General features: G+C 61.4%; 27 protein-coding genes and 3 rRNA genes (1 of these 30 running past the window's edge). 22 read left to right on the top strand and 8 right to left on the bottom strand.

Annotated elements, in window-relative coordinates:
• From VM94_RS28705 to rrf (VM94_RS10990), 3 genes are all read left to right on the top strand, one after another.
• Positions 1 to 1,495, top strand: a 23S ribosomal RNA gene (locus VM94_RS28705) (its annotated part extends 312 nt beyond the left edge of the window); the annotation flags it as partial.
• A 138-nt stretch (positions 1,496 to 1,633) separates the two neighbouring features.
• Positions 1,634 to 1,746: ribosomal RNA gene (gene rrf / locus VM94_RS10995) — 5S ribosomal RNA — on the top strand.
• A gap of 298 nt (positions 1,747 to 2,044) precedes the next feature.
• Positions 2,045 to 2,157, top strand: a 5S ribosomal RNA gene (rrf, locus tag VM94_RS10990).
• A 61-nt stretch (positions 2,158 to 2,218) separates the two neighbouring features.
• On the opposite strand, the gene VM94_RS10985 is transcribed toward rrf (VM94_RS10990), so the two are convergent.
• From VM94_RS10985 to VM94_RS10970, 4 genes are all read right to left on the bottom strand, one after another.
• Entirely contained in the window at positions 2,219 to 2,563 is a 345-nt protein-coding gene (locus VM94_RS10985; RefSeq protein WP_034749443.1) for a DUF1840 domain-containing protein, read from the bottom strand.
• A 181-nt stretch (positions 2,564 to 2,744) separates the two neighbouring features.
• On the bottom strand, positions 2,745 to 3,290 hold the full coding sequence (locus VM94_RS10980) for a hypothetical protein (protein WP_046683508.1): 546 nt from the start codon (positions 3,288 to 3,290) through the stop codon (positions 2,745 to 2,747).
• 63 nt (positions 3,291 to 3,353) lie between these two features.
• Positions 3,354 to 4,874, bottom strand: a complete 1,521-nt coding sequence (locus VM94_RS10975; RefSeq protein WP_046683507.1) for a YifB family Mg chelatase-like AAA ATPase — start codon at positions 4,872 to 4,874, stop codon at positions 3,354 to 3,356.
• A 111-nt stretch (positions 4,875 to 4,985) separates the two neighbouring features.
• A complete protein-coding gene (locus VM94_RS10970; RefSeq protein WP_046683506.1) occupies positions 4,986 to 5,234 on the bottom strand; it encodes an accessory factor UbiK family protein in 249 nt (82 codons plus the stop codon).
• A 270-nt stretch (positions 5,235 to 5,504) separates the two neighbouring features.
• On the opposite strand from VM94_RS10970, the gene VM94_RS10965 reads away from it, so the two are divergent.
• The 13 genes from VM94_RS10965 to VM94_RS10905 all read left to right on the top strand — a co-directional run bounded on the left by VM94_RS10965 (position 5,505) and on the right by VM94_RS10905 (position 18,285).
• A complete protein-coding gene (locus VM94_RS10965; RefSeq protein ID WP_046683505.1) occupies positions 5,505 to 6,272 on the top strand; it encodes a TorF family putative porin in 768 nt (255 codons plus the stop codon).
• An 11-nt stretch (positions 6,273 to 6,283) separates the two neighbouring features.
• A complete protein-coding gene (locus VM94_RS10960) occupies positions 6,284 to 6,622 on the top strand; it encodes a P-II family nitrogen regulator (protein WP_010393464.1) in 339 nt (112 codons plus the stop codon).
• Between the two features lie 11 nt (positions 6,623 to 6,633).
• Positions 6,634 to 8,172, top strand: coding sequence for an ammonium transporter (locus tag VM94_RS10955; RefSeq protein WP_046683504.1), 1,539 nt, complete (start codon positions 6,634 to 6,636; stop codon positions 8,170 to 8,172).
• Between the two features lie 204 nt (positions 8,173 to 8,376).
• Positions 8,377 to 9,675, top strand: a complete 1,299-nt coding sequence (gene gshA, locus VM94_RS10950) for a glutamate--cysteine ligase (RefSeq protein WP_034749425.1) — start codon at positions 8,377 to 8,379, stop codon at positions 9,673 to 9,675.
• A gap of 97 nt (positions 9,676 to 9,772) precedes the next feature.
• Complete coding sequence (gene gshB / locus VM94_RS10945) at positions 9,773 to 10,729, top strand: glutathione synthase (RefSeq protein WP_046683503.1); 957 nt, start codon at positions 9,773 to 9,775, stop codon at positions 10,727 to 10,729.
• A 14-nt stretch (positions 10,730 to 10,743) separates the two neighbouring features.
• Positions 10,744 to 11,148, top strand: a complete 405-nt coding sequence (locus VM94_RS10940) for a PTS sugar transporter subunit IIA (protein ID WP_035824452.1) — start codon at positions 10,744 to 10,746, stop codon at positions 11,146 to 11,148.
• 91 nt (positions 11,149 to 11,239) lie between these two features.
• Positions 11,240 to 11,509 carry an HPr family phosphocarrier protein gene (locus tag VM94_RS10935; protein ID WP_034749416.1) on the top strand — a complete coding sequence of 90 codons (270 nt, stop codon included), beginning with the start codon at positions 11,240 to 11,242 and terminating at the stop codon, positions 11,507 to 11,509.
• Between the two features lie 44 nt (positions 11,510 to 11,553).
• On the top strand, positions 11,554 to 13,296 hold the full coding sequence (gene ptsP / locus VM94_RS10930; RefSeq protein ID WP_046683536.1) for a phosphoenolpyruvate--protein phosphotransferase: 1,743 nt from the start codon (positions 11,554 to 11,556) through the stop codon (positions 13,294 to 13,296).
• Between the two features lie 135 nt (positions 13,297 to 13,431).
• Complete coding sequence (metX, locus tag VM94_RS10925) at positions 13,432 to 14,631, top strand: homoserine O-succinyltransferase MetX (RefSeq protein ID WP_082127664.1); 1,200 nt, start codon at positions 13,432 to 13,434, stop codon at positions 14,629 to 14,631.
• Entirely contained in the window at positions 14,628 to 15,239 is a 612-nt protein-coding gene (metW, locus tag VM94_RS10920) for a methionine biosynthesis protein MetW (RefSeq protein ID WP_034749410.1), read from the top strand. Before metX ends, metW begins: the two co-directional genes overlap by 4 nt.
• Positions 15,239 to 16,498, top strand: a complete 1,260-nt coding sequence (locus tag VM94_RS10915) for an AmpG family muropeptide MFS transporter (RefSeq protein WP_046683501.1) — start codon at positions 15,239 to 15,241, stop codon at positions 16,496 to 16,498. The genes metW and VM94_RS10915 overlap by 1 nt, the downstream gene beginning before the upstream one ends.
• Positions 16,479 to 17,381 carry a M48 family metallopeptidase gene (locus VM94_RS10910; protein ID WP_046683500.1) on the top strand — a complete coding sequence of 301 codons (903 nt, stop codon included), beginning with the start codon at positions 16,479 to 16,481 and terminating at the stop codon, positions 17,379 to 17,381. The genes VM94_RS10915 and VM94_RS10910 overlap by 20 nt, the downstream gene beginning before the upstream one ends.
• Before the next feature lies 1 nt (position 17,382).
• Positions 17,383 to 18,285, top strand: coding sequence for a pseudouridine synthase (locus VM94_RS10905; RefSeq protein WP_046683499.1), 903 nt, complete (start codon positions 17,383 to 17,385; stop codon positions 18,283 to 18,285).
• A 129-nt stretch (positions 18,286 to 18,414) separates the two neighbouring features.
• Here the strand turns inward: VM94_RS10905 and VM94_RS10900 are convergent, their stop codons facing one another.
• Positions 18,415 to 19,191: an exodeoxyribonuclease III gene (locus VM94_RS10900; protein ID WP_046683498.1), complete on the bottom strand. Its 777-nt coding sequence runs from the start codon at positions 19,189 to 19,191 to the stop codon at positions 18,415 to 18,417.
• Between the two features lie 109 nt (positions 19,192 to 19,300).
• Here VM94_RS10900 and pyrE point away from each other — a divergent pair, with 109 nt between their 5' ends.
• A complete protein-coding gene (gene pyrE / locus VM94_RS10895; protein WP_046683497.1) occupies positions 19,301 to 19,963 on the top strand; it encodes an orotate phosphoribosyltransferase in 663 nt (220 codons plus the stop codon).
• Here pyrE and VM94_RS10890 read toward each other — a convergent pair.
• Together VM94_RS10890 and VM94_RS10885 are read right to left on the bottom strand one after the other, a co-directional pair.
• Positions 19,960 to 20,202: a GNAT family N-acetyltransferase gene (locus VM94_RS10890; RefSeq protein ID WP_157808878.1), complete on the bottom strand. Its 243-nt coding sequence runs from the start codon at positions 20,200 to 20,202 to the stop codon at positions 19,960 to 19,962. The two genes, pyrE and VM94_RS10890, sit on opposite strands and share 4 nt — an antisense overlap.
• Positions 20,202 to 20,945 carry a sulfite exporter TauE/SafE family protein gene (locus tag VM94_RS10885; protein ID WP_046683496.1) on the bottom strand — a complete coding sequence of 248 codons (744 nt, stop codon included), beginning with the start codon at positions 20,943 to 20,945 and terminating at the stop codon, positions 20,202 to 20,204. Before VM94_RS10885 ends, VM94_RS10890 begins: the two co-directional genes overlap by 1 nt.
• 125 nt (positions 20,946 to 21,070) lie before the next feature.
• Between VM94_RS10885 and VM94_RS10880 the strand changes: the two genes are divergently transcribed.
• From VM94_RS10880 to VM94_RS10860, 5 genes are all read left to right on the top strand, one after another.
• On the top strand, positions 21,071 to 21,964 hold the full coding sequence (locus VM94_RS10880) for a LysR substrate-binding domain-containing protein (RefSeq protein WP_034749390.1): 894 nt from the start codon (positions 21,071 to 21,073) through the stop codon (positions 21,962 to 21,964).
• 21 nt (positions 21,965 to 21,985) lie between these two features.
• The gene (locus VM94_RS10875) at positions 21,986 to 22,852 is read left to right on the top strand and encodes an alpha/beta fold hydrolase (RefSeq protein WP_046683495.1); all 867 of its coding nucleotides are present in this window, start codon (positions 21,986 to 21,988) and stop codon (positions 22,850 to 22,852) included.
• Between the two features lie 95 nt (positions 22,853 to 22,947).
• Positions 22,948 to 23,139 (top strand): YqaE/Pmp3 family membrane protein, encoded by a 192-nt coding sequence (locus VM94_RS10870; protein ID WP_034749384.1) that lies wholly within the window; start codon positions 22,948 to 22,950, stop codon positions 23,137 to 23,139.
• Between the two features lie 59 nt (positions 23,140 to 23,198).
• Entirely contained in the window at positions 23,199 to 23,663 is a 465-nt protein-coding gene (locus tag VM94_RS10865) for a hypothetical protein (protein ID WP_046683494.1), read from the top strand.
• Positions 23,663 to 23,992: a hypothetical protein gene (locus tag VM94_RS10860; RefSeq protein ID WP_046683493.1), complete on the top strand. Its 330-nt coding sequence runs from the start codon at positions 23,663 to 23,665 to the stop codon at positions 23,990 to 23,992. The genes VM94_RS10865 and VM94_RS10860 overlap by 1 nt, the downstream gene beginning before the upstream one ends.
• Positions 23,993 to 23,998: 6 nt before the next feature.
• Here VM94_RS10860 and VM94_RS10855 read toward each other — a convergent pair whose 3' ends face one another.
• Entirely contained in the window at positions 23,999 to 25,036 is a 1,038-nt protein-coding gene (locus tag VM94_RS10855; RefSeq protein ID WP_046683492.1) for an oxidoreductase, read from the bottom strand.
• Positions 25,037 to 25,071 lie beyond the last annotated feature (35 nt).

Raw genomic sequence — 25,071 nt, 5'->3', positions numbered from 1 at the left:
ATATTCCTGCACCGTCGTATGATGCGATGGGGGGACGGATCGCGGAAGGTTGTCCAACTGTTGGAATAGTTGGTTTTTGGCTCATAGAAGGCGCTTAGGCAAATCCGGGCGCGGAATTCAAGGGGTTGAGACGAGTGAATTTATTCACGAAGCAATCGGAAGTGGTTCCAAGAAAAGCCTCTAAGCTTCAGTCATACGAGACCGTACCGCAAACCGACACAGGTGGGCGAGATGAGTATTCTAAGGCGCTTGAGAGAACTCGGGAGAAGGAACTCGGCAAATTGGTACCGTAACTTCGGGAAAAGGTACGCCCCGGTAGCTTGATTGGTTTACTCCATGAGGGTGAAAGGGTTGCAATAAACTGGTGGCTGCGACTGTTTAATAAAAACACAGCACTCTGCAAACACGAAAGTGGACGTATAGGGTGTGACGCCTGCCCGGTGCTGGAAGATTAAATGATGGGGTGCAAGCTCTTGATTGAAGTCCCAGTAAACGGCGGCCGTAACTATAACGGTCCTAAGGTAGCGAAATTCCTTGTCGGGTAAGTTCCGACCTGCACGAATGGCGTAACGATGGCCACACTGTCTCCTCCCGAGACTCAGCGAAGTTGAAATGTTTGTGATGATGCAATCTACCCGCGGCTAGACGGAAAGACCCCATGAACCTTTACTGTAGCTTTGCATTGGACTTTGAACCAATCTGTGTAGGATAGGTGGGAGGCTTTGAAGCGGGGACGCTAGTTCTCGTGGAGCCAACCTTGAAATACCACCCTGGTTTGTTTGAGGTTCTAACCTTGGTCCGTTATCCGGATCGGGGACAGTGCATGGTAGGCAGTTTGACTGGGGCGGTCTCCTCCTAAAGTGTAACGGAGGAGTTCGAAGGTACGCTAGATACGGTCGGACATCGTGTTGATAGTGCAATGGCATAAGCGTGCTTAACTGCGAGACTGACAAGTCGAGCAGGTACGAAAGTAGGACATAGTGATCCGGTGGTTCTGTATGGAAGGGCCATCGCTCAACGGATAAAAGGTACTCTGGGGATAACAGGCTGATTCCTCCCAAGAGTTCATATCGACGGGGGAGTTTGGCACCTCGATGTCGGCTCATCACATCCTGGGGCTGTAGCCGGTCCCAAGGGTATGGCTGTTCGCCATTTAAAGTGGTACGTGAGCTGGGTTTAAAACGTCGTGAGACAGTTTGGTCCCTATCTGCCGTGGGCGTTGGAAATTTGAAGGGGGCTGCTCCTAGTACGAGAGGACCGGAGTGGACGAACCTCTGGTGTACCGGTTGTCACGCCAGTGGCATTGCCGGGTAGCTAAGTTCGGAAGAGATAACCGCTGAAAGCATCTAAGCGGGAAACTTGCCTTGAGATGAGATTTCCCAGAGCCTTGAGCTCTTTGAAGGGTCGTTCGAGACCAGGACGTTGATAGGCTGGGTGTGGAAGTGCAGTAATGCATTAAGCTAACCAGTACTAATTGCCCGTACGGCTTGTCCCTATAACCTTAGCAGGTACAGAGGATAAGACGGTACAACGTTGCGTGTGTGTTGATACTACTGTTCATTACCCCAATCTTTGCTTCTTCCAGATTCAGGCTTTGTCGTCCTACAGGAGACAAACGCCAGTACAAGTTATGCCTGATGACCATAGCAAGTTGGTCCCACCCCTTCCCATCCCGAACAGGACCGTGAAACAACTTTGCGCCGATGATAGTGCTGCAACCAGTGTGAAAGTAGGTTATCGTCAGGCTTGTTATTCGCAGTAGAGAAAAACCCGTCAAGCAATTGGCGGGTTTTTTTTCGTCTGGCGGTTTGTTTGCGTTATAGGCTGCGGGTGCTTGTCGGCTTACGCGCTGCGCGCTAAGCTGACCTACGTCCATAGAACGCCGGGTAGGTCGGATTAGCGTAGCGTAATCCGACAACATTGTTGGCATTCGTGGTGATCCCGGCTTGCGCGCTTGTGTGTCAAGCCGACCTGGGGTATAATTCGCCTCCTCAGATCAGACGACTTGCTGCCCCGCTGGGAGCAGGTTGTTGAAAAAGTTATGCCTGATGACCATAGCAAGTTGGTCCCACCCCTTCCCATCCCGAACAGGACCGTGAAACAACTTTGCGCCGATGATAGTGCTGCAACCAGTGTGAAAGTAGGTTATCGTCAGGCTTGTTATATAAAAAAACCCCGCTAGGTGCGGGGTTTTTTTTCGTCTGCAGCACTCATCGGATCAGATGCCCCAGGTGATGCTTTCATTTTCCGCCTTGGCCGAGCGCAGCATTTCCATCAAAGGATAGGCGCGCTGCGAGAAATGCACTTTTTGCGCGCGCGCATGGGCACCCGTTTCGCCATCTTCCAGTGTTTCCGGCGTATGCGCATCGTGTTCGATGTCATTTTCCGGATGCAATTTGCTTTCCGCGACTTCTTTTTCCAGCAGGGCCAGGGCATCGCCCGCTTCGGCTGGCGTGATGACGCCGCGCGTGGGGTTCTTGTGCAGGATGTCGAGGATACGCTGGGCATGTTCCTGGTACATCAGCACTTCAGGGGAAGATTTGGATTTGAATGAGATCAACATAAGCGCTTTCTGAAACTTGTTGTTAGTGTCGAAACAATATCACGACTTGAAATGTCGCACAGGCCGTCCGTTTGTCCCGGATTGCATATTTGCAAGCCGGATAGAGCCATCTGTTGGACAACGCACGTATTTACAAGAGCTCGCTTACCGTGAAAATACCCGTTTAAGCGATCGTTAAGTCTTAATGCAGTTTCACCGAGTCCATGAAGGTGTCGATGGTGTCACGCGACAGCTTGCTTTCTTCACCGAGAATGATGATCTGGAAGATGCGTTTGTCCTGCGCCACAAAACGCCCGACCAGCAAGACAGGCTTGCCTTGCTGTGTGCCTTTGGCCTCGATGCTGAGCGAACTGCGTTGGTGCGTTCCCGCAGCCGTGCTGCTGGCCGCCGATGCCGATTTTTCGCTGCGCACGGTGCCGTTGATATTTTTCAACAGGGCAGTCTGCATGGCGGGCAGGGCCGCTTGCGCCTGTTCTGCGCTGTCGAGCATGGCGCTGCCGATGGCGAAGGTATTGCCATCGACTTCGCTGGCCGTCATGGTCAGGCTGACTTTCTTGCCGTCGAGGTCGACCTCGCGTGTCAGCACGGCCGGCTTGCCTGGAAACAGGGCCGTGAACTGGGCGTCGGGGCTGCGATAGTCGCGCCAGTCGAACTTCGGACTGCAGGCGGACAGGACGCTGGCGGCCGCGAGCGTAGCCAGAAAGAGGGCAAGTGATGGTTTTTTCATCAGCAGATGGTAGCAGCGCCGCCGATCAGGCGCAATCGCGCACGTGTGGGGCCACCGGCCGGCTCATATTTCACGCAGCACGCGCCGGTACTGGATCGCTTCGGCGACATGCGCTTGCGTGATGCCGGGGCTGCCCGCCAGGTCCGCGATGCTGCGCGCTACGCGCAGTACCCGGTGATACGTGCGCGCCGACCAGTGCAATCGCGCCATGGCGCCATGCAGCAGCTGTTCTCCATGCGTTTCCAGACGACAATGCTGTTCGATTTCCGTGCTGCTCAGGCGCTGGTTCGCTTTCCCCTGGCGTGCCAGCTGCAGGGCAAAGGCTGCCGCCACCCGCGTGGCGATGGCTTGCGTGCTTTCGCCGGCGCCTGCGTGCCGGCCCAGCGCTGCGGGCGGCATGGCGGCCACTTCAATTTGCAAGTCGATACGGTCGAGTAGCGGGCCGGACAGGCGACTGTGATAGCGGAGCACGGCGTCCGGCGTGCAGCGGCAACGGCCCGAAGCGTGGCCCAGATAGCCGCATGGGCAGGGATTCATGGCGGCGATCAGCTGAAAGCGGGCAGGAAACTCGGCCTGGCGGGCCGCGCGTGAAATGCTGATCACGCCCGATTCCATGGGCTGGCGCAAGACATCGAGTACCCGGCGCTGGAATTCGGCGATTTCATCGAGAAACAGCACACCGCAGTGTGCCAGCGAGATTTCTCCCGGGCGCGGCACGTTGCCGCCGCCCACCAAGGCCACGCCGGACGCCGTTTGGTGCGGGGCGCGATAGGGGCGCCGTTTCCAGTGTTCCACCTTGAAGTGCCCGCCCAGCGAATGCACGGCCGCCGATTCCAGCGCTTCTTCATCGCTCATGGGCGGCAGCACGCCGGGGAAGCGGCTGGCCAGCATGGTCTTGCCCGCACCCGGCGGCCCTACCATCAAGACGTTATGGCCGCCCGCGGCCGCCACTTCCAGTGCGCGTCGCGCCTGCTGCTGTCCTTGCACGTCGGCAAAGTCGGGATAAGCAAAAGCGGAGACAGCCAACATGGGCTGATGGCGTTGCAGGGCCGTGTGGCTGGCGTGCGCGGCAAAATGCGCGCAGACCTCGAGCAGGCTGTGGGCGGGGTAGATGCAGGCGTCGCGGACGAGCGCCGCCTCGTCCGCGTTCGCCTGCGGCAAGATGAAGGCGCGTGGCGCGCCCGGCTGGCTGCGCTGCATGGCAAAGGTCATGGCCAGGGCGCCGCGGATGGGGCGCAACTGGCCCGACAGCGACAGTTCGCCCGCGAATTCGTAGTGGTGTAATTGGTCGCCCGGCAACTGGCCGGAGGCGGCCAGGATGCCCAGCGCGATGGGCAGGTCGAAGCGCCCAGATTCCTTGGGCAAATCCGCCGGCGCCAGGTTGGCCGTGATGCGCCGCGCCGGCATGTCAAAGCCGCAGTTTTGCAGCGCGGCACGGACGCGGTCGCGCGATTCCTTCACTTCCGTATCCGGCAGGCCGACAATCGTAAACGAAGGCAAACCATTGGCAAGGTGGACTTCGACACTTACCTCGGGCGCTTCCATGCCGGCCAGGGCGCGGCTTTTCAGGACGGCCAGACTCATCAGACTCCCCTGTGGCGCGGGCGCGGGCAGGATCAGTCTAGCGCGTGAAGCGCTGTCAGGCTTGAGCTATGCCAGCAAGGCCGTCAATAACGGGACCTGGCTGGCGTCACCTTACGCCTTGGATTCGTTCAGGCGCGTTTCCAGTTCGATCAGGCGCAATTCCAGTGCGTCCAGTTTGGCGCGGGTCTTGGCCAGCACTTGCGCCTGGATATCGAATTCCTCACGCGTGACGAGATCGAGGCGGGCGAAGCCCTGGGTCATCATCGATTTGACGTTTTTCTCGATATCCTTGGCAGGCGAGTTTTCGATGGCTTGATGGATCTTGCCTTGCAAGTCGTTAAAGAAGGTATTCATGTCCATGGTCAGTCCTTTTATGGTGCGGCCTGTGCATCGCACCATTGCGGTGCACAGCGGCGTTAATCTGGTGCGAAACTGGGCAAATTCACAATGCTTTAGCAGCCCGTACCCGCATGCCCACAGGCTTGCAGGGTATGTATGGCCGGAAACGCACCTGTCAAGGTGGCAATGGAGCTGGCACGTATTCTGCTAAAGAAGGTATGAACGCTTTGTGATCTCCAGCCAAGATTTTAAACCTCAACCGCTTTAAAAGTTCAATAAAAGGGAATCGCCATGAAGAATCTGTCCAAGAACATGACTTTAGCTGCAGCGTTGTCGCTGGCCATGACCGCCTTGTGCGGTAGCGCCATGGCCCAGGATGCAGTGGCGGCGCCTGCTGCAGCCGAAGCCGTACCTGATAACGTGGTGAGCTACAACGTGGCGCTGACCAGCGACTACCGCTACCGTGGCATTTCGCAAAGCCGCTTGAAACCGGCCGTCAGTGGCGGCGCCGACTATACCCATAACCCGACGGGCCTGTACGTGGGAACTTGGTTGTCGAGCATCAAATGGATCAAGGACGGCGGCGGCGATACCAATCTGGAATGGGATGTGTACGGCGGCAAGCGTGGCGAGATCAGCAAGAATGTTACCTATGATGTGGGCGGCCTGTACTACTTCTATCCCTCGAATGGGCTGAGCACCAATGCGAATACCTTTGAACTGTATGGCCAGCTCGGTTATGGCCCGCTGTACATCAAGTACTCGCACTCGACGACCAATCTGTTTGGCGTCGCCGACAGCAAGAACAGTGGCTATCTTGACGTGGGCGGCAACTTCGACATGATCGACGGCTACATCATGAACGTGCATGTGGGCCGCCAGAAAGTCGAGCACAACGATTCCCTCAGCTATAACGATGTCAAGATCGGCGTGACCAAGGACTTCGGCATGGCGACCGTTTCTCTCGCCGCCGTGAAGGCCAACATTTCGTCGCTGGCACCGAATGGCAAGAATCTGGCGAAATCCGGTCTCGTGCTGACCGTATCCAAAACCTTTTAAGCGAGACTGCCATGAAAATGATTACTGCAATCATTAAACCGTTCAAACTGGACGAAGTACGCGAAGCTTTGTCGGCTATCAATGTGCAAGGCATTACCGTCACGGAAGTCAAGGGTTTCGGCCGCCAGAAAGGACACACGGAACTCTACCGTGGCGCCGAGTATGTCGTCGATTTCTTGCCAAAAACCAAAATCGAAGCGGCTGTTGATGACGCCATTGTCGACCAGGCCATCGAAGCGATCGAAGGCGCCGCGCGTACCGGTAAAATCGGCGATGGCAAGATTTTCGTCTACAACCTGGAACAGGTCATCCGCATCCGTACCGGCGAAACCGGCAACGAAGCGCTCTAAGGGGAATATTGATGCGTAAAAATATAACAAAATTGCTAGCTGGGTTTGCCTGTCTGTGTGCGTTCGGCGTCGCCGCGCCGAGCTTTGCCGATGCCCCCGCCAAGACGGAGGCTGCCACGACATCGGCCGTCGCCGCCCCTGCCGTTACGCCCGTGCCTGAAGCAGCAGCTCCGGCTGCCGCCGCTCCTGCCCCGGCCGCTGCCGCGCCAGCCGCCGCGCCCGTCGCCAACAAGGGCGATACCAGCTTCATGATGATCAGCACCTTGCTGGTGATCCTGATGACCATCCCCGGCCTGGCCCTGTTCTACGGCGGCCTGGTGCGCTCGAAGAACATGCTGTCGGTGCTGATGCAAGTGTTCATGGTGTTCGCGCTGGTCATCGTGTTGTGGTGCATCTACGGTTATTCGATCGCCTTCACGGAAAAAACCGCTTTCTTCGGTGGCTTCGACCGCCTGTTCCTGAATGGTATCTGGGATCCGGCCAAGGGCACGTTTGCCGCCGCCGCCACCTTCAGCAAGGGCGTCGTCATTCCCGAGTTCGTCTTCGTCGCTTTCCAGGGCACGTTTGCCGCCATCACCTGCGCACTGATCGTCGGCGCCTTTGCCGAGCGCGCCAAATTTTCCGCCGTGCTGGCCTTCGTCGTGCTGTGGTTCACGTTCGCCTACCTGCCAGCGGCCCACATGGTGTGGTTCTGGACCGGTCCTGACCTGATCACCAACGCCGCCACCTCGGCCAGCGAAGCCCTGAAGGCTGGCTGGATCTGGCAAAAAGGCGCGCTGGACTTCGCCGGCGGCACCGTGGTGCACATCAATGCCGCCGTCGCCGGCCTGGTGGGCGCGATCATGATCGGCAAGCGCGTCGGTTACGGCCGCGAATCGATGGCGCCGCACTCGCTGACGATGACCATGATCGGCGCATCGCTGCTGTGGGTGGGCTGGTTCGGTTTCAATGCCGGTTCCTCGCTGGAAGCGGGCGACGTGGCTGCCCTGGCTTTCGTCAACACCCTGCTGGCCACTGCCGCCGCCACCCTGTCGTGGGTATTTGGCGAGTGGATCAGCAAAGGCAAGCCATCGATGCTCGGTGGCGCCTCGGGTGCAGTGGCCGGCCTGGTGGCGATCACCCCGGCAGCCGGCTTTGTCGGCCCGATGGGCGGCCTGGTCATCGGCTTGCTGGCCGGTGTCGTCTGCCTGTGGGGCGTGAATGGCCTGAAACGCCTGATCGGCGCCGACGATTCGCTCGACGTGTTCGGCGTGCATGGCGTGGGCGGTATCCTCGGTGCCTTGCTGACGGGCGTGTTTGCGGCACCACAACTGGGCGGCCAGGGCATCTTCGACTATGTCACCAACAAGATGTCGGCGGATCCGTACTCGATCGGCCATCAGGTGTGGGTGCAGGCGCAAGCGGTCGGCACCACCATCCTCTGGTCGGCCATCGTTTCCGTCATCGCCTATAAACTGGTCGACATCGTCATCGGCCTGCGCGTACCGGAAGAAGAAGAGCGCGAAGGCCTCGATATCACGAGCCATGGCGAGCAAGCGTATCATGGTTAAATAATCATTATCTGGCATGCTAGCGCCCCGGCGCGGCATGTCCTGTTGGAAAAGGCGCCTCATTGAGGTGCCTTTTTTTCGTTGTGGGAATGTAAAAGGTCTTTAAAACAAGGCTTTTGCCCCGATTTGGGGTACTTACACGGTAATATAGTCGGCAGTTCTGTGTGCTTTTTTGAATACTGCACATAATTTAAGGATGTAACTATGGTTCCCCATCTCGTCACGGCCCTGACCGGACCGCTGCTCGACCTCGAAAAAAAGATTCTGGCCGCGACGCCGGCCATTGAGCGCTGGTTTCGCATGGAGTGGCAAGAGCACACGCCGCCTTTCTATTGCTCGGTAGACTTGCGTAACGCCGGCTACAAGCTGGCGCCCGTCGATACCAATCTGTTCCCTGGCGGTTTCCATAACCTGGCCACGGAAATGCTGCCCCTGTCCGTGCAAGCGGCCATGGCCGCCATCGACAAGTATTGCCCGGACGCCCGCAACTTGCTGATCGTGCCGGAATTGCACAACACCACGCCGCAGTACTTGCAGAACGTGGCGCGCCTGATGCAAATCTTCCGCCAGACGGGCCTGCACGTGCGCTTCGGTTCCTGGTCGCCCGAGATTACCCAGCCGACACCGCTTGCCCTGCCGGACGGCAATATGCTCGTCATCGAGCCGTTGGTGCGCCTGAACAATGGCCGTCGCCTGGGTTTGAAGGATTTCGATCCGTGCACGATTCTGCTGAATAACGACTTGTCGGACGGCATCCCCGATATCTTGCAAAATATTCATGAGCAAAGCCTGTTGCCACCCTTGCATGCGGGCTGGGCCTTGCGCCGCAAGAGCAACCACTACACGGCCTACGATGAAGTGGTGAAAAAATTCGGCAAGATGATCGATGTCGACCCGTGGATGCTCAACCCCTTCCACGCCAAGTGCAGCGACGTCAATTTCCAGGAAGGCGAGGGCGAAGATGCGCTGGCCGCCAGCGTCGACGTGCTGCTGGCCAAGATCCGCAAGAAATACAAGGAATACGGCATCAAGGAAAAGCCGTTTGTCATCGTCAAGCCCGATGCGGGCACGTATGGCACGGGCATCATGACGGTGCGCGACGCCAGTGAAGTGCGCGACTTGTCGCGCAAGCAGCGCGAAAAAATGTCGATCGTCAAGGATGGCCAGCTGGTGACCGACGTCATCATCCAGGAAGGCGTGCCGACCTTTGAAAGCATCAAGGATGCCGTGGCCGAGCCCGTTGTCTACATGATCGACCGCTACGTGGTGGGCGGCTTCTACCGCGTGCATGCTGAAAAAGGCGTGGACCAGAACCTGAACGCGCCCGGCTCGCAGTACGTGCCGCTGGCGTTTGCCCAGCAGCATGCCGTGCCGGACTTGAAGGCCAAGCCGGGCACGGCCGCGCCGAACCGCTTTTATGTGTACGGCGTGGTGGCGCGCCTGGCCTTGCTGGCCGCGTCGCTGGAAATGGAGCGCACGGACCCGAATCCCGAGGTGTATTGATCGATCCAGCAGACTCGCCAGGCGCGGCGACTACCGCGCCTGGCGATCTCGGCTAGAATCAAGCATTCCTTATCCAGGCTCCCCGATTGGACGCACCATGAAAATTGCATTCCTTGCCGACCCGCTGGCAGGCTTCAAGACTTACAAAGATTCCACCTTCGCCATGATGCGCGAGGCGGCCAAACGCGGCCATGCCGTCTACGCCTTCGAACAGAAGGACATGGCGCTGGAAGAAGGCATCGTCACGGCAAGGGTCAAACACATCGAGCTGACCGGCGACGAACACGACTGGTACAAGGTGGTCTCCACCGAAGAAGTGCGCCTGTCGGCCCTGGACGCCATCATCGAGCGCAAGGATCCGCCGTTCGACATGGAATACGTGTACGGCACGTATCTGCTGGAACTGGCGGAAAAGCAGGGCGCTTGCGTCTTCAACAAGCCGTCCGCCATCCGCGACAACAATGAAAAGCTGGCCATCGCGCAGTTTTCCGAATTCACGTCGCCGACCCTGGTGACGTCGGACGAAGCGCGCCTGCGCGCCTTCCACGCCAAGCACCAGGACGTCATCTTCAAGCCGCTCGACGGCATGGGCGGCACGGGCATCTTCCGCGTCAAGGCCGACGGCCTGAACCTGGGTGCCATCATCGAGACGCTGACGGAGAACGGCGCGCAGACCATCATGGCGCAGCGTTTCATCGCCGACATCGTCAAGGGCGACAAGCGCATCCTCGTCATCGGCGGCAAGCCGGTGCCGTTTTCGCTGGCGCGCATCCCGCAGGCGGGCGAAGTGCGGGGCAACCTGGCCGCCGGCGGCACGGGCGTGGCGCAGCCATTGACGGCGCGCGACCTGGAAATCGCTGAAAAGCTGGGCCCTATTCTGGCCGCGCGCGGCTTGATGCTGGTAGGATTGGACGTGATCGGCGACTACCTGACGGAAGTCAATGTCACCAGCCCGACCTGCTTCCAGGAAATCATGCAGCAGACGGGTTTTGACGTGGCGGCCATGTTTGTCGACGCCGTCGAGCATGACGTTGCGCAAGCGCAGCAGCGCTAGAAGGTGAAATGACTATGGTAGGGATTTTGCTCATGACACATGCACCGCTGGGACAGGCGTTCATCGCCGCCTGCGCGCATGTGTTCCGGGGGCCGACGGAACGGTTTGAAGCCATCGACGTCGTCGCCGACCAGGACCTGGCGGAAGTGCAGAAGCTGGCGTCGGACGCCATCTGCCGTCTCGACGACGGTTCCGGCGTACTGGTGATTACGGACGTAAAGGGCGGCACGCCGTCGAACTGCTGCAACAAGCTGGCCGACGCGGGCAGGGTGGAAGTCATCGCCGGCATCAGCCTGCCGATGCTGCTGCGCGCCATCACGTATCGCCGCGACACGCTCGACGTGGTGGTGGAGATGGCGCTGGCCGGTGCGCAAAGCGGCGCCGTGCGCGTCGATAACCGCATTCGCGTGGGCGAGTAAAGAGTGACATGGCCGCCGCCCTGAAGGCGGCGGGTTTTATAGCCAGGGCTGGCAACAATGCAGTGCATTCAGGGATAGAGACCATACAAAAATGATTCAAAGAGAACTCGAAATCATCAACAAGCTGGGACTGCACGCACGCGCCTCCGCCAAATTTACCCAGCTCGCCGCCAAGTTCAAGAGCGACGTCTGGCTGACCCGCAACGCGCGCCGCATCAACGCCAAGTCCATCATGGGCGTGATGATGCTGGCTGCCGGCAAGGGCGCGAAAGTGACCCTGGAAGCCGAGGGCGATGATGAGCAGGCATGTGTCGATGCGTTGACCGCCCTGATTAATGACAGGTTTGGCGAAGGCGAGTAATGCCCGCCGAACGCAGCCGCAGCCGCATTCCGACAGGTCAACCCATGGCATCTTTCACGCTCCACGGCATCCCGGTTTCCCGCGGCATCGCCATTGGCCGCGCGCATCTGCTGGCGCCGGCCGCCCTTGACGTCAAACATTACCTGGTCGCGCAGGAGCAGATCGAAGCCGAAGTGCAGCGCCTGCAAAGCGCCATCGCCACCGTCCACAAGGAACTGCAAACCTTGTGGAACGAGCTGCCCAAGGATGCGCCCACGGAACTGGGCGCCTTCATCGATGTGCACGCGCTGATCCTGTCCGACCCGATGATTTCCGAAGCGCCGCTCGACATCATCCGCAAGCGCCACTACAACGCCGAATGGGCGCTGCTGACGCAGATCGATGAATTGTCGGCGCAGTTCGACGAAATCGAAGACCCGTACCTGCGCGAGCGCAAGGCCGACATCCAGCAGGTGGCCGAACGCGTCTTGAAAGTCTTGCTGGGCACGGAGCAGCTGCTGCCCAAGGCGGCGGCCGAAGACGAATTGATGGCGCAGATGATCGTCGTCGCGCACGACATCTCGCCGGCCGACATGCTGCAGTTCCGCGACCGTTCCTTCATCGGCTTCATCACCGACGTGGGTGGACAGAACTCGCACACGGCCATCGTCGCGCGCAGCCTCGATATTCCCGCCGCCGTCGGCATGTCGCAGGCATCGATGCTGATCGACCAGGATGACTGGCTGATCATCGACGGCGACGCCGGCGTCGTCATCGCCAACCCCAGCGCGCTGGTGCTGGAACAGTACCGCGAGCGCCAGACGGCCATGCAGCGCGCGCGCAAAAAGCTGGGCAAGCTGAAAAAGACGCCGGCCGTGACCAAATGCGGCACCCCCATCACCCTGCTGGCGAATATCGAATTGCCCGAGGATTGTCCGTTTGCGCTGGAGTCTGGCGCCAGCGGCGTGGGCCTGTTCCGCTCCGAATTCCTGTTCATGGGCCGCGCCCACAAGATTCCCACCGAGGACGAGCAGTTCGAGGCTTACCGCAACACGGTGCAGTCGATGAAGGGCCGCGTGGTGACCATCCGCACGCTCGACATCGGCGCCGACAAGCCGCTCGACCAGGCCGACCATACGGCCTTGAATCCCGCATTGGGCTTGCGCGCCATCCGTTACTGCCTGGCCGAGCCGCAATTGTTCCTGACGCAGCTGCGGGCGATTCTGCGTGCCTCCGCCTTTGGCAAGGTGCGCATCCTGATCCCGATGCTCGCGCATGCGTTCGAGATCGACCAGTCGCTGGCCATGATCGCGCAAGCGAAGGCCAGCCTGCGCGAGGAGGGCGTCAAGTTCGACGACGAGGTCGAAGTGGGCGCCATGATCGAGATTCCCGCCGCCGCGCTGGCCCTGCCCATGTTCGTCAAGCGCATGGATTTCCTGTCGATCGGCACGAATGATCTGATCCAGTACACCCTGGCCATCGACCGGGTCGACTACGAAGTGGCGCATTTGTACAATCCGCTGCACCCGGCCGTGCTGCAACTGATCTCCATGACGATCGCCGCCGGCCACAAGGCTGGCATCGACGTGGCCGTCTGCGGCGAAATGGCGGGCGACGTGAAGCTCACGCGCTTGTTGCTGGGCATGGGGCTGCGCGAGTTTTCCATGCATCCGGCCCAGCTGTTGGCGGTCAAACAAGAGATCCTCAACAGCGACCTGGGCCTGATTGCGCCACAAATGCGCAAAATTATGCGTTCCATGGAGCCAAATGTGATCGCGGAAGCTGTCCAGCAACTGCAGCTCATGTAAACTGTCACCTTATCAGCATCGGGACACGTCGCGCGCGGCAAGAGGTGTCCTGATGCTAAAGTTGCAGCACCTATCATCGCGGTGCTGCATCGACCATGGCCCGTGGGGCCGCCCCCCTTTTATAAACCGACACACATGTCATCCATTGGAATCGTTTCGCCGCAAACCATGTATTTTGCGCAACCCCTGCAGCTGCAAAGCGGAGCATCGCTGCGGGACTATATGTTGATGTATGAAACCTACGGCACCCTGAACGCCGACAAATCGAACGCGGTGCTGGTCTGCCACGCCCTGAACGCCTCGCATCACGTGGCCGGCGTCTACGCGGACCAGCCGAAAAGCACGGGCTGGTGGGACAATATGGTCGGTCCCGGCAAGCCGCTCGACACGGACAAATTCTTCGTCATCGGCGTCAACAACCTCGGCTCCTGCTTCGGCTCGACGGGCCCCATGCACACCAACCCCGCCACTGGCAAACCGTATGGCGCCGCCTTCCCCGTCGTTACGGTGGAAGACTGGGTCAGCGCGCAGGCGCGCCTGGCCGATGAACTGGGTATCACCCAATTCGCGGCCGTGATGGGGGGATCCTTGGGCGGCATGCAGGCGCTGGCGTGGAGCATCATGTTCCCCGAGCGGCTGCGCCACTGCGTGGTGATCGCCTCGACGGCCAAGCTGTCGGCGCAAAACATCGCCTTCAACGACGTGGCGCGCCAGGCCATCCTGTCCGACCCTCAATACCATGGCGGCGACTTCTATGCGCACGGCGTGGTGCCGAAGAACGGCTTGCGCGTGGCGCGCATGGTGGGCCACATCACGTATCTGTCGAATGACGACATGGCGGAAAAATTCGGCCGCAAGCTGCGCGATGCGGCGCAGACGGGCGACTACAAATTCGGCTTCGGCATCGACTTCGAGATCGAATCGTATTTGCGCTACCAGGGCGACAAGTTCTCCGAATACTTCGACGCCAACACGTATTTATTGATCACCAAGGCGCTCGACTATTTCGACCCGGCGCGCGCGCATGGCGGCGACCTGGCCAAGGCCCTGTCGGGCACGAAGGCCAAGTTCTTCCTCGCCTCGTTTTCCACCGACTGGCGTTTTTCGCCCGAGCGCAGCCGCGAGATTGTCGAAGCCCTGGTGTGTAACCGCCGCCAGGTCACGTATGCGGAAATCGACGCGCCGCACGGCCACGACGCCTTTTTGCTGGAAGATGCGCGCTACATGAACATGGTGCGCGCCTATTATGGCCAGGTTTGGAACGACATCGGGGCGGGCTTGCCCGCTCCCGCACAGCATACCGCCGTCCGCCAGGGCGCCAAGGAGACCGCATGACTTTTGACGAATTGAGCGCTCTGCGCCCCGACCTGGCCTTCATCGCCCACTGGGTGCCGAACAACGCGCACGTGCTGGACGTGGGCTGCGGCGAAGGCGTGATGCTGCAGTATCTGCAAAGCGACAAGGAGTGCAGTGGTTACGGCATCGAGATCGCCGACGACAAGGTGCTGGCCAGCACCCGCCGTGGCGTGAACGTGATCCAGCAAGACATGGAAAAGGGCTTGTCGATTTTTGGCGACAACAGCTTCGACACGGTGCTGTGCCTGTCCTCCCTGCAGATGATGAAGCAGGTCGAGCCGCTGCTGCGCGACATCGTGCGCGTGGGCGCCGAGGCCATCGTCTCGTTCCCCAACTTCGCTTACTGGCCGCACCGAGTGGCATTGCTGAAAGGGCGCATGCCCGTGTCGAAATCGCTGCCGTATCAGTGGTACGACACGCCGAACGTGCGCTGCGCCACCATCAACGACTTCCGCGAGCTGGCCGAGGAATGCGGCCTGGAAGTGATCGAATGCGTGGCCCTGGCCGAAGGCAAGATGGTCTCCGTGCTGCCGAACCTGCGTGGCGACCTGGCCGTCTTCCGCCTGCGTAAAAAAGCGGTGCATTGATGACCACAAGCCCGGCGCCTGGCTGGCGTTCCCATGCCAATGGCCGCATGCTGGCCGTGCTGGTGCTGGGCTTCAGTTCCGGCCTGCCCCTGTTCATCCTGCTGTACCTGCTGCAGGCATGGCTGGCCAAGTCGGGCCTGAACGTCAAGGCACTGGGGCTGTTCGCGCTGGTGCAGTTCCCGTACATCTGGAAATTCCTGTGGGCGCCGCTGATGGACCGCTACCGCATCCTGGGACTGGGACGGCGGCGCGGCTGGATGGCGCTGACGCAAGTGGCGCTGTTCTTTGCCATCGGCGGCATGGGCATGCTGGACCCGCTCACGCAGATAGGCCTGATCGCGGCCGCTGCCGGCGGTGTGGCCTTCCTGTCGGCCAGCCAGGACATCGTCATCGACGCCTACCGGCGCGAAATCCTCAGCGACAACGAGCAGGGCCTGGGCGCGGCCGTCATCGTCAACGCGTATAAAGTGGCGGGCATGGTGCCGGGCGCGCTGTCGCTGATCCTGGCCGACCGCATGCCGTGGCAACCCGTCTTCTGGATCACGGCCGCCTTCATGCTGCCGGGGTTTGTCTGCACCCTGCTGATCAAGGAGCCGACCGTGTACGGCTCGCCGCCGAAGACCATGCGCGAAGCGATCATTCTGCCGTTCCAGGAATTCATCGCGCGCGATGGTTGGCGTAACGCAATGTGGATACTCGCCTTCGTACTACTCTATAAAATCGGCGACAGCATGGCCACGGCGCTGGCGACGAAGTTTTATCTGGACCTGGGTTTTTCCATGACGCAGATCGGCCTGGCCGCCAACACCACGGGTTTCTGGGCCAGCCTGGCCGGTGGCGTGGTGGGCGGCGTGTGGATGCTCAAGCTGGGCATCAACCGGGGTCTGTGGGTGTTTGGCGCGCTGCAGGCGATCGCGATTCTCGGCTTCGCCTGGCTGGCGCAGGTGGGACCGAATACCGTGCTGCTCAGCGCCGTGATCGGTTTTGAAGCGTTCGCCAGCCTGGGGCTGGGCGCGGCCGCCTTTGTCGCGTTCCTGTCGCGCAGCACGGACCCGCGCTACACTGCCACGCAATATGCCTTGTTTTCCAGCCTGAGCGCCGTGCCGCGCACCCTGATCAATGCCTCGGTGGGCTTCCTGGTCGCCGAACTGGGCTGGTTCTCGTTTTTCATCGTGTGCTTCTTCCTGGCCTTCCCGGCCATGATGATGCTGCCTAAAATTGCTCCATGGAGGTCTGCCAATGGCACCAATATCCCTTAAACGTTACACCGTCCTGGCCAGCCTGTGCGCGGCCACCGCGCTGTCGTCCCTGTCCGCCCACGCCCAGCAGGCGACGGTCCAGGATGGCATCAAGGTACGTCCCTTGTCGACTTCGCGCATCTTTGCCGGCGGCGCCGATTTCAATGAACAATCGAAGCAGCAATATACGCAGTTGGTCAACGAGGCGAAGGAAAAAAATGCGCTGGTGCCCGACAGCGATCCGCAAGTGAAACGCCTGCGCGCCATCGCCCAGCGCATCATCCCGTTCGCCACGCGCTGGAACGAGGCGTCGGCCAACTGGAACTGGCAGGTCAACCTGCTCAATTCCGACCAGGTCAATGCCTTTTGCATGCCGGGCGGGCAGATCGCTTTTTACAGCGGCATCATCACCAAGCTGAATCTGACCGACGACGAAGTGGCCATCGTCATGGGCCATGAGATTTCCCACGCCTTGCGCGAACACTCGCAGGCGCAGGCCGGCAAGGGCAATCTCGCCGCCGTCGGCGCCAAGCTGGCCGGCGCAGGCCTGTCGGCCTGGCTCGGCGTCGATCCGAGCATCACCAGTACCGCCACGAATATGGCGGCGCAGGGCGTGATGCTGAAGTTCTCGCGCGACGACGAACGCGAAGCGGACCTGATCGGCATGGACCTGGCCGCGCGCGCCGGCTTCGACCCGCGCGCCGGCGTCATCCTGTGGCAGAAAATGGCGGCCGTAAGCAAGGGCGCGCCGCCGGAATTCCTCTCGACGCACCCGTCGGGCAAGGACCGCATCTCGCAGATGAACAGCCACATGACGCAAGTGCTGCCGCTGTACGCGCGCAGCAAGGGCGTCAGCGTCGACGCATTGCCGCCATACCGCAGCACCGCCATCGCGCAGCGCTAGAATGTCGAAGCGTCACGCCGCCGCACCCTTGCCCATGCGCGACGGCGTGGCGCCCAGCTACCTGTGGCTGCCGGAAGGGCAGTGGCCGGACATGCTGTCCTTCCTGCTCGAGCGCTATCCGCAGATCAGCGCGGCGCAATGGCAGGACCGCATGGCGCGCGGCGAAGTGGTCGATGGCGACGGCGCCGTGCTGGCGCCCGACAGCGCATACCGGCGCGGCATGCGCATTTTTTACTACCGCGAGCTGGAGCGGGAAACGCCGATTCCCTTCCACGAAGAGATCCTGTTCCAGGACGAACACCTGGTGGTGGTCGACAAGCCGCACTTCCTGCCGATGACGCCGGCCGGGCGTTTCGTGCAGGAGACCTTGCTGACGCGCCTGAAGAAAAAACTGGAGTGCGCCGAGCTGACGCCCATCCACCGCCTCGACCGCGAGACGGCCGGCGTGGTGATTTTTTCGCGCCAGATTGCCAGCCGCGGCGCCTATCAGTCGCTGTTCCAGCGCCGCGAAGTGCGCAAGACGTACGAGGCGCTGGCGCCTGTGCTGGCGGGCCGCGATTTTCCATTCACCTACCGCAGCCGCATGGTCGAGGGCGCGCAGTTTTTTCTCATGCGCGAAGAGGCGGGCGAGGCGAATTCGGAAACCATCATCGAGATCATCGAAGAGCGCGGCGACGTGGCCCTGTACCGGCTGCAGCCGCACACGGGGCGCAAGCACCAGCTGCGCGTGCACCTGGCCGCGCTGGGCATCCCCATCGTCAACGATGCGTTTTACCCGGTGGCCCTGCCGTGCAAGGAAGACGACATGTCGCAGCCCTTGCAGCTGCTGGCGCGGGCCATCGATTTTACGGACCCTTTGAGCGGCGAGCCGCGCCACTTTGAAAGCCGGCGCCTGCTCGGGTAAGCCGACCTCACCACTGGCGCGGCCAACAATGTTGTCGGATTACGGTCCTGCGGACCTAATCCGACCTACGGTAGATAAGGTAGGTCGGCTTAGCGCAGCGTAAGCCGACGCCACCACGGACGTATCAGATCAGCCCTTGATTGTGTAATCGATGATCAGCGGTGCATGGTCGGAAAAACGCTCGTCCTTGTAGACGCTGACCGTGTGCGCCTGGGCCGCGATGCCGGGGGTGGCGACGTGGTAGTCGATGCGCCAGCCCACGTTCTTTGCGTAGGCTTGTCCGCGGTTGCTCCACCACGTGTACTGGTCTTCGCGCTTGTCCAGGCCGCGGTGCACGTCGACAAAGCCCACTTCGTCGAAGACGCGCGTCAGCCATGCGCGTTCCTCGGGCAGGAAGCCGGAGTTTTTCTTGTTGCCCTTCCAGTTCTTCAAGTCGATTTCATGGTGGGCGATGTTCCAGTCGCCGCAGATGACCACTTCGCGGCCCAGCGCCTTCAATGCCAGCAAATGCGGCAGGAACAGTTCCATGAAGCGGAACTTGGCTTCCTGGCGCTCGGGGCCGGACGAGCCGGATGGGCAGTACACGGAAATGACGGACAGGTTGCCAAAATCACAGCGTACGTAGCGGCCTTCAGCGTCGAATTCAGGGCTGCCGAAACCGATATGCACGGCGTCCGGTTCGGCCTTGCTGTACACGCCCGTGCCGGAATAGCCCTTTTTCTCGGCGTAGTGGAAATGGCCATGGTAGCCGTGCGGATTGAGGAATTCCGGCGTCATGTCAGGCAGCTGCGCCTTCAATTCCTGCACGCAGATGAAATCGGCCGTCTGTGTGCCCATCCAGTTGAAAAAGCCTTTTTTGGCGGCGGAACGGATACCGTTCAGATTGGCGGAAATAATTTTTGGCATAGGTCGAGAGTGAAAAGGGCGTTGTACGGGGCCGGCGGGCGCGGCATGGCGATTGTCTCGCCGGTGCGCGCGGATTAAAATACAGGCACTTTTAAAAAATGAGGCTAATGTGAATAATTTACGCCAGCAGTTTATCGCGTTTTCAGTATCCAAGGGAGTCTTGCGGTTTGGCGAGTTCACCACCAAGGCCGGGCGATCATCGCCGTACTTCTTCAATGCGGGCCTGTTCCACGACGGCGCCACCCTGGCCGAGCTGGCGCAGTTCTACGCGCAGACCCTGCTCGATTCGGGCGTGGAATTCGACATGCTGTTCGGCCCCGCCTACAAGGGCATCACCCTGGCGTCGGCCACCGCGGTGGCACTGGCCGGCAAGGGCCGCAACACCTCGTTCGCCTTCAACCGCAAGGAAGCCAAGGACCACGGCGAAGGCGGCACCATCGTCGGCGCCAAGCTGCATGGCAAGGTTGTCATCATTGACGATGTGATCTCGGCCGGCACCTCGGTGCGCGAATCGGTGGACATGATACGCGCCGCCGGCGCCGAACCATGCGCCGTGCTGATCGCCCTGGACCGCATGGAACGTTCCGGCCCCGACGGCCAGCTGTCGCCAAGTTCGGCCGTGCAGGAAGTGTCGAAACAGTACGGCATCCCCGTCATTTCGATCGGCAACCTGAACGATCTGTTCGGCTACCTGAACGGCGCGGGCGCCGATCCGGAACTGCTGCAGCATAAAGAAGCCGTTTCGGCCTACCGCACTAGGTATGGCATTTAAGTAGTCCTCTCCAGCAGCGCCCGCAGCCGCGGGTCGCTGCAGGCGGTGGCAGCTTGCGGGTGGCATTGCAACAGTCGCCGCAACAGTGCGCCGCCGATGCCGCGCCGGCGGAACGGCGGTTTCACGAACAGCATGTTCACAGTCACTTCATCGGCGTGTCGGCTGATGTCGAGCATGGCCACCTGCTGGCCGTCGATCCACGCGCACAGCGCGCTGTCTCCTTGCCAGTCGATCTGCATCACGCCAGCCATGGTTTCAACGCCGCATGCAAGCCCAAGGCGAACAGCCCCGCAAAAAAGCACCGCTTGAATACCTGCTGCGCGATGCGCCCGCGCAGCCATTGACCGGCCAGCATGCCGGCCAGCGCCGGCAGCAGCGCATACGCGGAGGTCCAGGCCGCACCGAGACTGAAGTCGCCATGCAGGGCCAGGCTGGCCGCCAGCGCCACGGTCGAAGCCGTAAACGCCAGGCCGAGCGCCTGCACCAGCGCATCGCGCGCCAGCCCCAGTCCCTGCAGATACGGCACGGCGGGGATGACGAAGACGCCCGTGGCGGCCGTTACCAGCCCCGTCGCGGCGCCCGTCACGGGCCCCAGCCACGCTTCGTGCCGCGCCGGCACGCGCAGCTGCAGCGAGAATAGTCCCGCCAGCGCATACAGCATCAGCGCCACGCCCAGCGCGACGACGGCCCAGACGCCGCTGTCTTTCGGCAGCAGGGTACCGCCCGCCACGGTACCGGCCATGACGGCGGCCAGCATGGGCCACAAACGGCGCAGCAGGACGCGCAGGCCGGGGCCGGCCGCCAGCTGCCACACGTTCGTTACCATCGATGGCACGATCAGCAGGGCGGCTGCCTGCACGGGCGGCATGACAAGGCTGAGCGTGCCCATGGCCACCGTCGGCAAGCCCAGTCCGACTACGCCCTTGACGAAGCCAGCGACGAGGAAGCTGGCGCCGACGGCCAGCAGGAATGAGGTCTCCATTTTTTCTATTCCACAGTGAACTGCGTGGATTCTGCGCGCGCTTGCGGATTTCGCCAAGGCGGATTATTTTGAGTCAGCCTTAGTTAAATGCGAAGGCTGGTAAGATGGCGAAAAGGAGAGCTGGCATGCGCTTTGATCTGGTCGATTTGCAGCTGTTTGTCAACGTGGTGGAGGCGGGCAGCCTGACGGCGGGCGCCGCGCGCAGCCATCTCGCATTGGCATCGAGCAGTGCGCGCGTGCGCGGCATGGAAGAGATGCTGGGCATGCCTTTGCTGCTGCGCGGGCGGCGCGGCGTGGAGCCGACGCCAGTGGGCCAGACCTTGCTGCATCACGCGCGCCTGGTGCTGCTGCAAATGGAGAAAATGCGCGGCGAACTTGGCGAATTTGCGCGCGGCTTGAAAGGGCAGCTGCGCCTGCTGTGCAATACGGCCGCGCTCAGCGAATTTTTGCCCGAGGCGCTGGGCGCTTTTCTCGACCGCCATCCGAACCTGACCATCGACCTGGAAGAGCGCCTCAGTTACGATATCGTCAAGGCCGTCTCCGAAGGGCTGGCCGACATGGGCATCGTGTCCGACTCGGTCGACATGCGCGGCTTGCAGACGTTTTTGTTCCGCCCCGACCGGCTGGTGGTCATTGCGGCGGCCGACGGCGTGCACCACCGCGCGCTCGGCCAGGATGGTGTCGTCGACTTTGCCAGCGTGCTGGATCACGATTTCATCGGCCTGGCCGACGACAGCGCGATGCAGCAATACCTGGGCATGCATGCGGCGCGCCTGGGGCGTCCGCTGAAGGTACGCGTGCGCCTGCGCAGCTTCGATGCCGTCTGCCGCATGGTGGCCAGCGGCGTGGGCATCAGCGTGGTGCCGCTGGCGGCGGCCAGTCGCTGCCAGCAGACGATGGCGCTGCGCTGCCTGGAATTATCCGATCCCTGGTCGGTACGCAATCTCACGATCTGCGTGCGCCAGTTCAGTGAATTACCCCTGTATGCGCGCCAGTTGATCGATCATCTGAAGGCGTGACAGGGCATGACAGGAGCAGCGATGCGTTTTTCAGAAGACAAGATGGCCAGCCTGCTGTGCAGCGACCGGGTCGAGCGGCCCATCCACATCTGGCAGCCCGAGCATCCACGTGCCGTGATCCTGGCGATCCACGGCGGCATGGCGCACGCGGGCGACTACGTCACGCCGGCGCTCTACTTCCGCCAGCACGGCATCGCCACCGTCAGCTTCGACATGGTGGGCCACGATGGCCAGCGCAAGGTCGACATTCCCTCGTTCGACGCCTTCCTCGACGACGAGGAGCTGTTCCTCGCCTGGATCAAGAAAACGTATCCGGGCTTGCCCGTGTTCGTCATGGGCCATTCGATGGGCGGCCTGATCGCCACGCACCTGGGGCTGCGGCGCTTTGCGGGCGATCCAGCGATCAAAGGCTTCATCATTTCATCGCCGTATTACGTGAATGCGATTCCCGTGCCGAAGGTGCTGCAGATGCTGTCGGGCTGGCTGGCGCAGCGCTTCCCAACGATGAAGGTGCCGCTGGGGAACCTGACCATGCTGCTGACGCACGATCAAACCATCACCGCGCGCCATTTCCAGGACGAGCGCGACGGCATCCGCGCCAGTGCGGCGTCGGTGCGCTTCGCCCATGCCTTGACGTTGGCGCAAAAGGAACTGGCGGGCGGCTTGTCGGACTGGCGCTTTCCCCTGTTCGCCGTGGTGGCGGGCGACGACAAGCTGGCCGACAGCCGCGCCACGGAAAGCCTGCTGCGCAGCGTGCCCGATGGACTGCTCGACTATCACTACTATCCGGCCAATTATCACGAGAATTTCAATGAAGTGAACCGCGACGCCATCTTTGCCGCCATCCTGGCGTGGATGGAAAAACTGCAGGCACCCGTGCCGGCGTGAGGCGCCAGTATCGTTATAATCGGTTTGACTGAATTTACCGCCGGCGCATGCCGGCCCGGTCCCCGCGGCACAGGGGAATACTCAAGGAACGAACGATGCGCTTGCTGATTGCCCTGTTACTCCCGTGGCTGACCTTTTTCACGATCGGCCGTCCGATCGCCGGCATCATTTGCCTGATCCTGCAAATCACCCTGATCGGCTGGCTGCCAGCGACGATCTGGGCCGTATATGCGCTGAGCCAGTACAAGACGGACCAGAAGATTGCCGAGGCCATGCGCCGGCGCTAAGCTAAGACTGGCCTAAGCTGCGCTTCCTATCTTGATTCAACCGACATGAGGAGAGTGAGATGGCACCAGACAGACGCGGTACCTTGACCCTGGCGGCGGCAATGCTGGCCGCCGGGCTGTTAGTAGGAAGTGCGGCGCAGGCCCAAGACGACAGCGCACTGCCGCCCGTGCAGAAGAGCGGGGCGGTGGAGTACCTGAGCGGCGGCATTGGCCTCGACGAGTCGACGGCCATCAAGAGCGCCAGCCGGCATTGGCCCTTGAGTCTCGTGTTTTCCGTGCAGGCGGCGGGCAAGGCGGAATTTGCCTCCGACGTGAAGCTGGAAATACGCGACGCCAAGGGCGCGCTGGCGCTGGAAGCGACGGCCAGCGGACCGTTCCTGCTGGCGAAACTGGCACCGGGCAGCTACACCCTGCACGCCACCCTGGCCGGCACGACACTGGAACGCAAGGTGCAAATCAAGGCTGGCAGTTCCGCGCGGGTGGAGCTGATCTGGCCGGCGGGAACGAATCAAGGCAAATCCTGATGCCTGGCGACGGCAAGACGCCTGAACAGGGCTTGTCGGCGCGGGGCTTGTCGGCACATATCCTGCCCACGTCGGCGACGATGGTTGGCGTATGCATGACGGTGCTGTCGATCGGGCACCTGGCGCCGCGCGGCGAGGTGCGCGTGGCCATCGACAAGCTGCTCGCTGTCGACGCCATCGTTTTTCTCGTCAGCGCCGTGCTCTCGTTCATGTCGCTGCGCCCCGGCCAGTCGCGCTTGCGCTACGAATGGTGGGGCGAGCTGCTGTTCATCTGCGGCCTGGCCCTGCTGGCGCTGGGCGCCGTGGTACTGGCCTTCGTCATCAATTGAACCCGATCAGCTGACCGCGAGCACGCGCCCTTCGGCGGCGCTTTGCAGCGCCAGTTCGATCAGGCGTATCGTCGCCGCCGCATCTTCGGCCGACACGGGCGCCGCTGCACCGTGGCGGATGGCGTCGGCCATGCCCTGGTAAAAGTCCTGGTAGCGGCCCGCCTGCATCTCCAGGTGTTCGCAATGCCCGTCCGGCTGCGTGCCCAGATGCAGCGCGCCGCGCACGGGGTCCGCGCCCCAGCCTGGCTGGCCCGGCCTGCCGCCCGCCTTCAGGGCGTCTTCCTGTGGGTCGAGGCCAAACTTCACGAAACTGCCTTTATCGCCATGCACGGCGAAGCGCGCCGTTGGCGCTTTCACCAGGCAGCCCGCTTGCAGCACCACGCGCAGCCGGTCATAGTACAAAACGATGTGCATGTAGTCGACGGCTTGCGCGCCATCGCGCTGCAGGGCGATATCGGCGTACAGCTTTTCCGGCTGGCCGAACAGCTGCATGGCCTGGTCCAGCATGTGCGGACCCAGGTCGTACAGCAAGCCGCCACCGGGTGCGCCGGACTCGCGCCAGCGCTGGCGGATCTCGGGGCGGAAACGGTCGAAGTGCGATTCGACGCTGGCGATGCGGCCCAAGGTGCCTTGCGCCAGCAGCGTTTTGAGGGTCAGGAAGTCGCCATCCCAACGGCGGTTGTGGTACACGCTGAGCACCAGCTTGCGTTCTTTCGCCAGCGCGATCAGGCTCTGCGCCTCGGCACTGGAAATGGTGAATGGCTTGTCGACCACCACGTGCTTGCCAGCCTGCAGGGCCGCTTGCGCCAGGCTGAAATGCGCTTCGTTGGGTGCGGCGATGACGACCAGTTCGATGGACGGATCGGCAAACAGCTGCGCGGGTTCCGCATACACGGTCGCGTGCGGCCAATCCTTGTGCACGAGCTCCGGCTTGCTCGAAGCGACGGCCGTCAGTTCCAGGGCATCGATGGTGGACAGGACGGGAGCGTGGAAGGTGGAGCCGGCAAAGCCGTAGCCGACCAGGCCGGTTTTGATCTTGTTCATGGCGTGTTCACAGGTGCGTGGAAGAATCCATGATC

The sequence above is a fragment of the Janthinobacterium sp. KBS0711 genome, from assembly GCF_000988085.1.
GTDB classification, from domain to species: domain Bacteria; phylum Pseudomonadota; class Gammaproteobacteria; order Burkholderiales; family Burkholderiaceae_D; genus Janthinobacterium; species Janthinobacterium lividum_E.
The sequence above is the reverse complement of the archived record's forward strand: the minus strand, read 5'-3'. Positions and strand labels throughout refer to the sequence as shown.

Bases quoted from the DNA above. Each gene is read 5' to 3' on its own strand.
- gshA (WP_034749425.1), top strand. From the start codon at position 8,377: ATGGTTCCCCATCTCGTCACGGCCCTGACCGGACCGCTGCTCGACCTC.
- VM94_RS10890 (WP_157808878.1), bottom strand. From the start codon at position 20,202: ATGCAGATCGACTGGCAAGGAGACAGCGCGCTGTGCGCGTGGATCGAC.
- VM94_RS10870 (WP_034749384.1), top strand. From the start codon at position 22,948: ATGCGCTTGCTGATTGCCCTGTTACTCCCGTGGCTGACCTTTTTCACG.
- VM94_RS10940 (WP_035824452.1), top strand. From the start codon at position 10,744: ATGGTAGGGATTTTGCTCATGACACATGCACCGCTGGGACAGGCGTTC.
- VM94_RS10880 (WP_034749390.1), top strand. From the start codon at position 21,071: ATGCGCTTTGATCTGGTCGATTTGCAGCTGTTTGTCAACGTGGTGGAG.
- VM94_RS10915 (WP_046683501.1), top strand. From the start codon at position 15,239: ATGACCACAAGCCCGGCGCCTGGCTGGCGTTCCCATGCCAATGGCCGC.
- metW (WP_034749410.1), top strand. From the start codon at position 14,628: ATGACTTTTGACGAATTGAGCGCTCTGCGCCCCGACCTGGCCTTCATC.
- gshB (WP_046683503.1), top strand. From the start codon at position 9,773: ATGAAAATTGCATTCCTTGCCGACCCGCTGGCAGGCTTCAAGACTTAC.
- VM94_RS10980 (WP_046683508.1), bottom strand. From the start codon at position 3,290: ATGAAAAAACCATCACTTGCCCTCTTTCTGGCTACGCTCGCGGCCGCC.
- VM94_RS10965 (WP_046683505.1), top strand. From the start codon at position 5,505: ATGAAGAATCTGTCCAAGAACATGACTTTAGCTGCAGCGTTGTCGCTG.
- VM94_RS10960 (WP_010393464.1), top strand. From the start codon at position 6,284: ATGAAAATGATTACTGCAATCATTAAACCGTTCAAACTGGACGAAGTA.
- VM94_RS10900 (WP_046683498.1), bottom strand. From the start codon at position 19,191: ATGCCAAAAATTATTTCCGCCAATCTGAACGGTATCCGTTCCGCCGCC.
- VM94_RS10975 (WP_046683507.1), bottom strand. From the start codon at position 4,874: ATGAGTCTGGCCGTCCTGAAAAGCCGCGCCCTGGCCGGCATGGAAGCG.
- VM94_RS10955 (WP_046683504.1), top strand. From the start codon at position 6,634: ATGCGTAAAAATATAACAAAATTGCTAGCTGGGTTTGCCTGTCTGTGT.
- VM94_RS10855 (WP_046683492.1), bottom strand. From the start codon at position 25,036: ATGAACAAGATCAAAACCGGCCTGGTCGGCTACGGCTTTGCCGGCTCC.
- VM94_RS10985 (WP_034749443.1), bottom strand. From the start codon at position 2,563: ATGTTGATCTCATTCAAATCCAAATCTTCCCCTGAAGTGCTGATGTAC.
- ptsP (WP_046683536.1), top strand. From the start codon at position 11,554: ATGGCATCTTTCACGCTCCACGGCATCCCGGTTTCCCGCGGCATCGCC.
- VM94_RS10860 (WP_046683493.1), top strand. From the start codon at position 23,663: ATGCCTGGCGACGGCAAGACGCCTGAACAGGGCTTGTCGGCGCGGGGC.
- VM94_RS10935 (WP_034749416.1), top strand. From the start codon at position 11,240: ATGATTCAAAGAGAACTCGAAATCATCAACAAGCTGGGACTGCACGCA.
- VM94_RS10875 (WP_046683495.1), top strand. From the start codon at position 21,986: ATGCGTTTTTCAGAAGACAAGATGGCCAGCCTGCTGTGCAGCGACCGG.
- VM94_RS10905 (WP_046683499.1), top strand. From the start codon at position 17,383: ATGTCGAAGCGTCACGCCGCCGCACCCTTGCCCATGCGCGACGGCGTG.
- metX (WP_082127664.1), top strand. From the start codon at position 13,432: ATGTCATCCATTGGAATCGTTTCGCCGCAAACCATGTATTTTGCGCAA.
- VM94_RS10885 (WP_046683496.1), bottom strand. From the start codon at position 20,945: ATGGAGACCTCATTCCTGCTGGCCGTCGGCGCCAGCTTCCTCGTCGCT.
- VM94_RS10970 (WP_046683506.1), bottom strand. From the start codon at position 5,234: ATGGACATGAATACCTTCTTTAACGACTTGCAAGGCAAGATCCATCAA.
- VM94_RS10865 (WP_046683494.1), top strand. From the start codon at position 23,199: ATGGCACCAGACAGACGCGGTACCTTGACCCTGGCGGCGGCAATGCTG.
- VM94_RS10910 (WP_046683500.1), top strand. From the start codon at position 16,479: ATGGCACCAATATCCCTTAAACGTTACACCGTCCTGGCCAGCCTGTGC.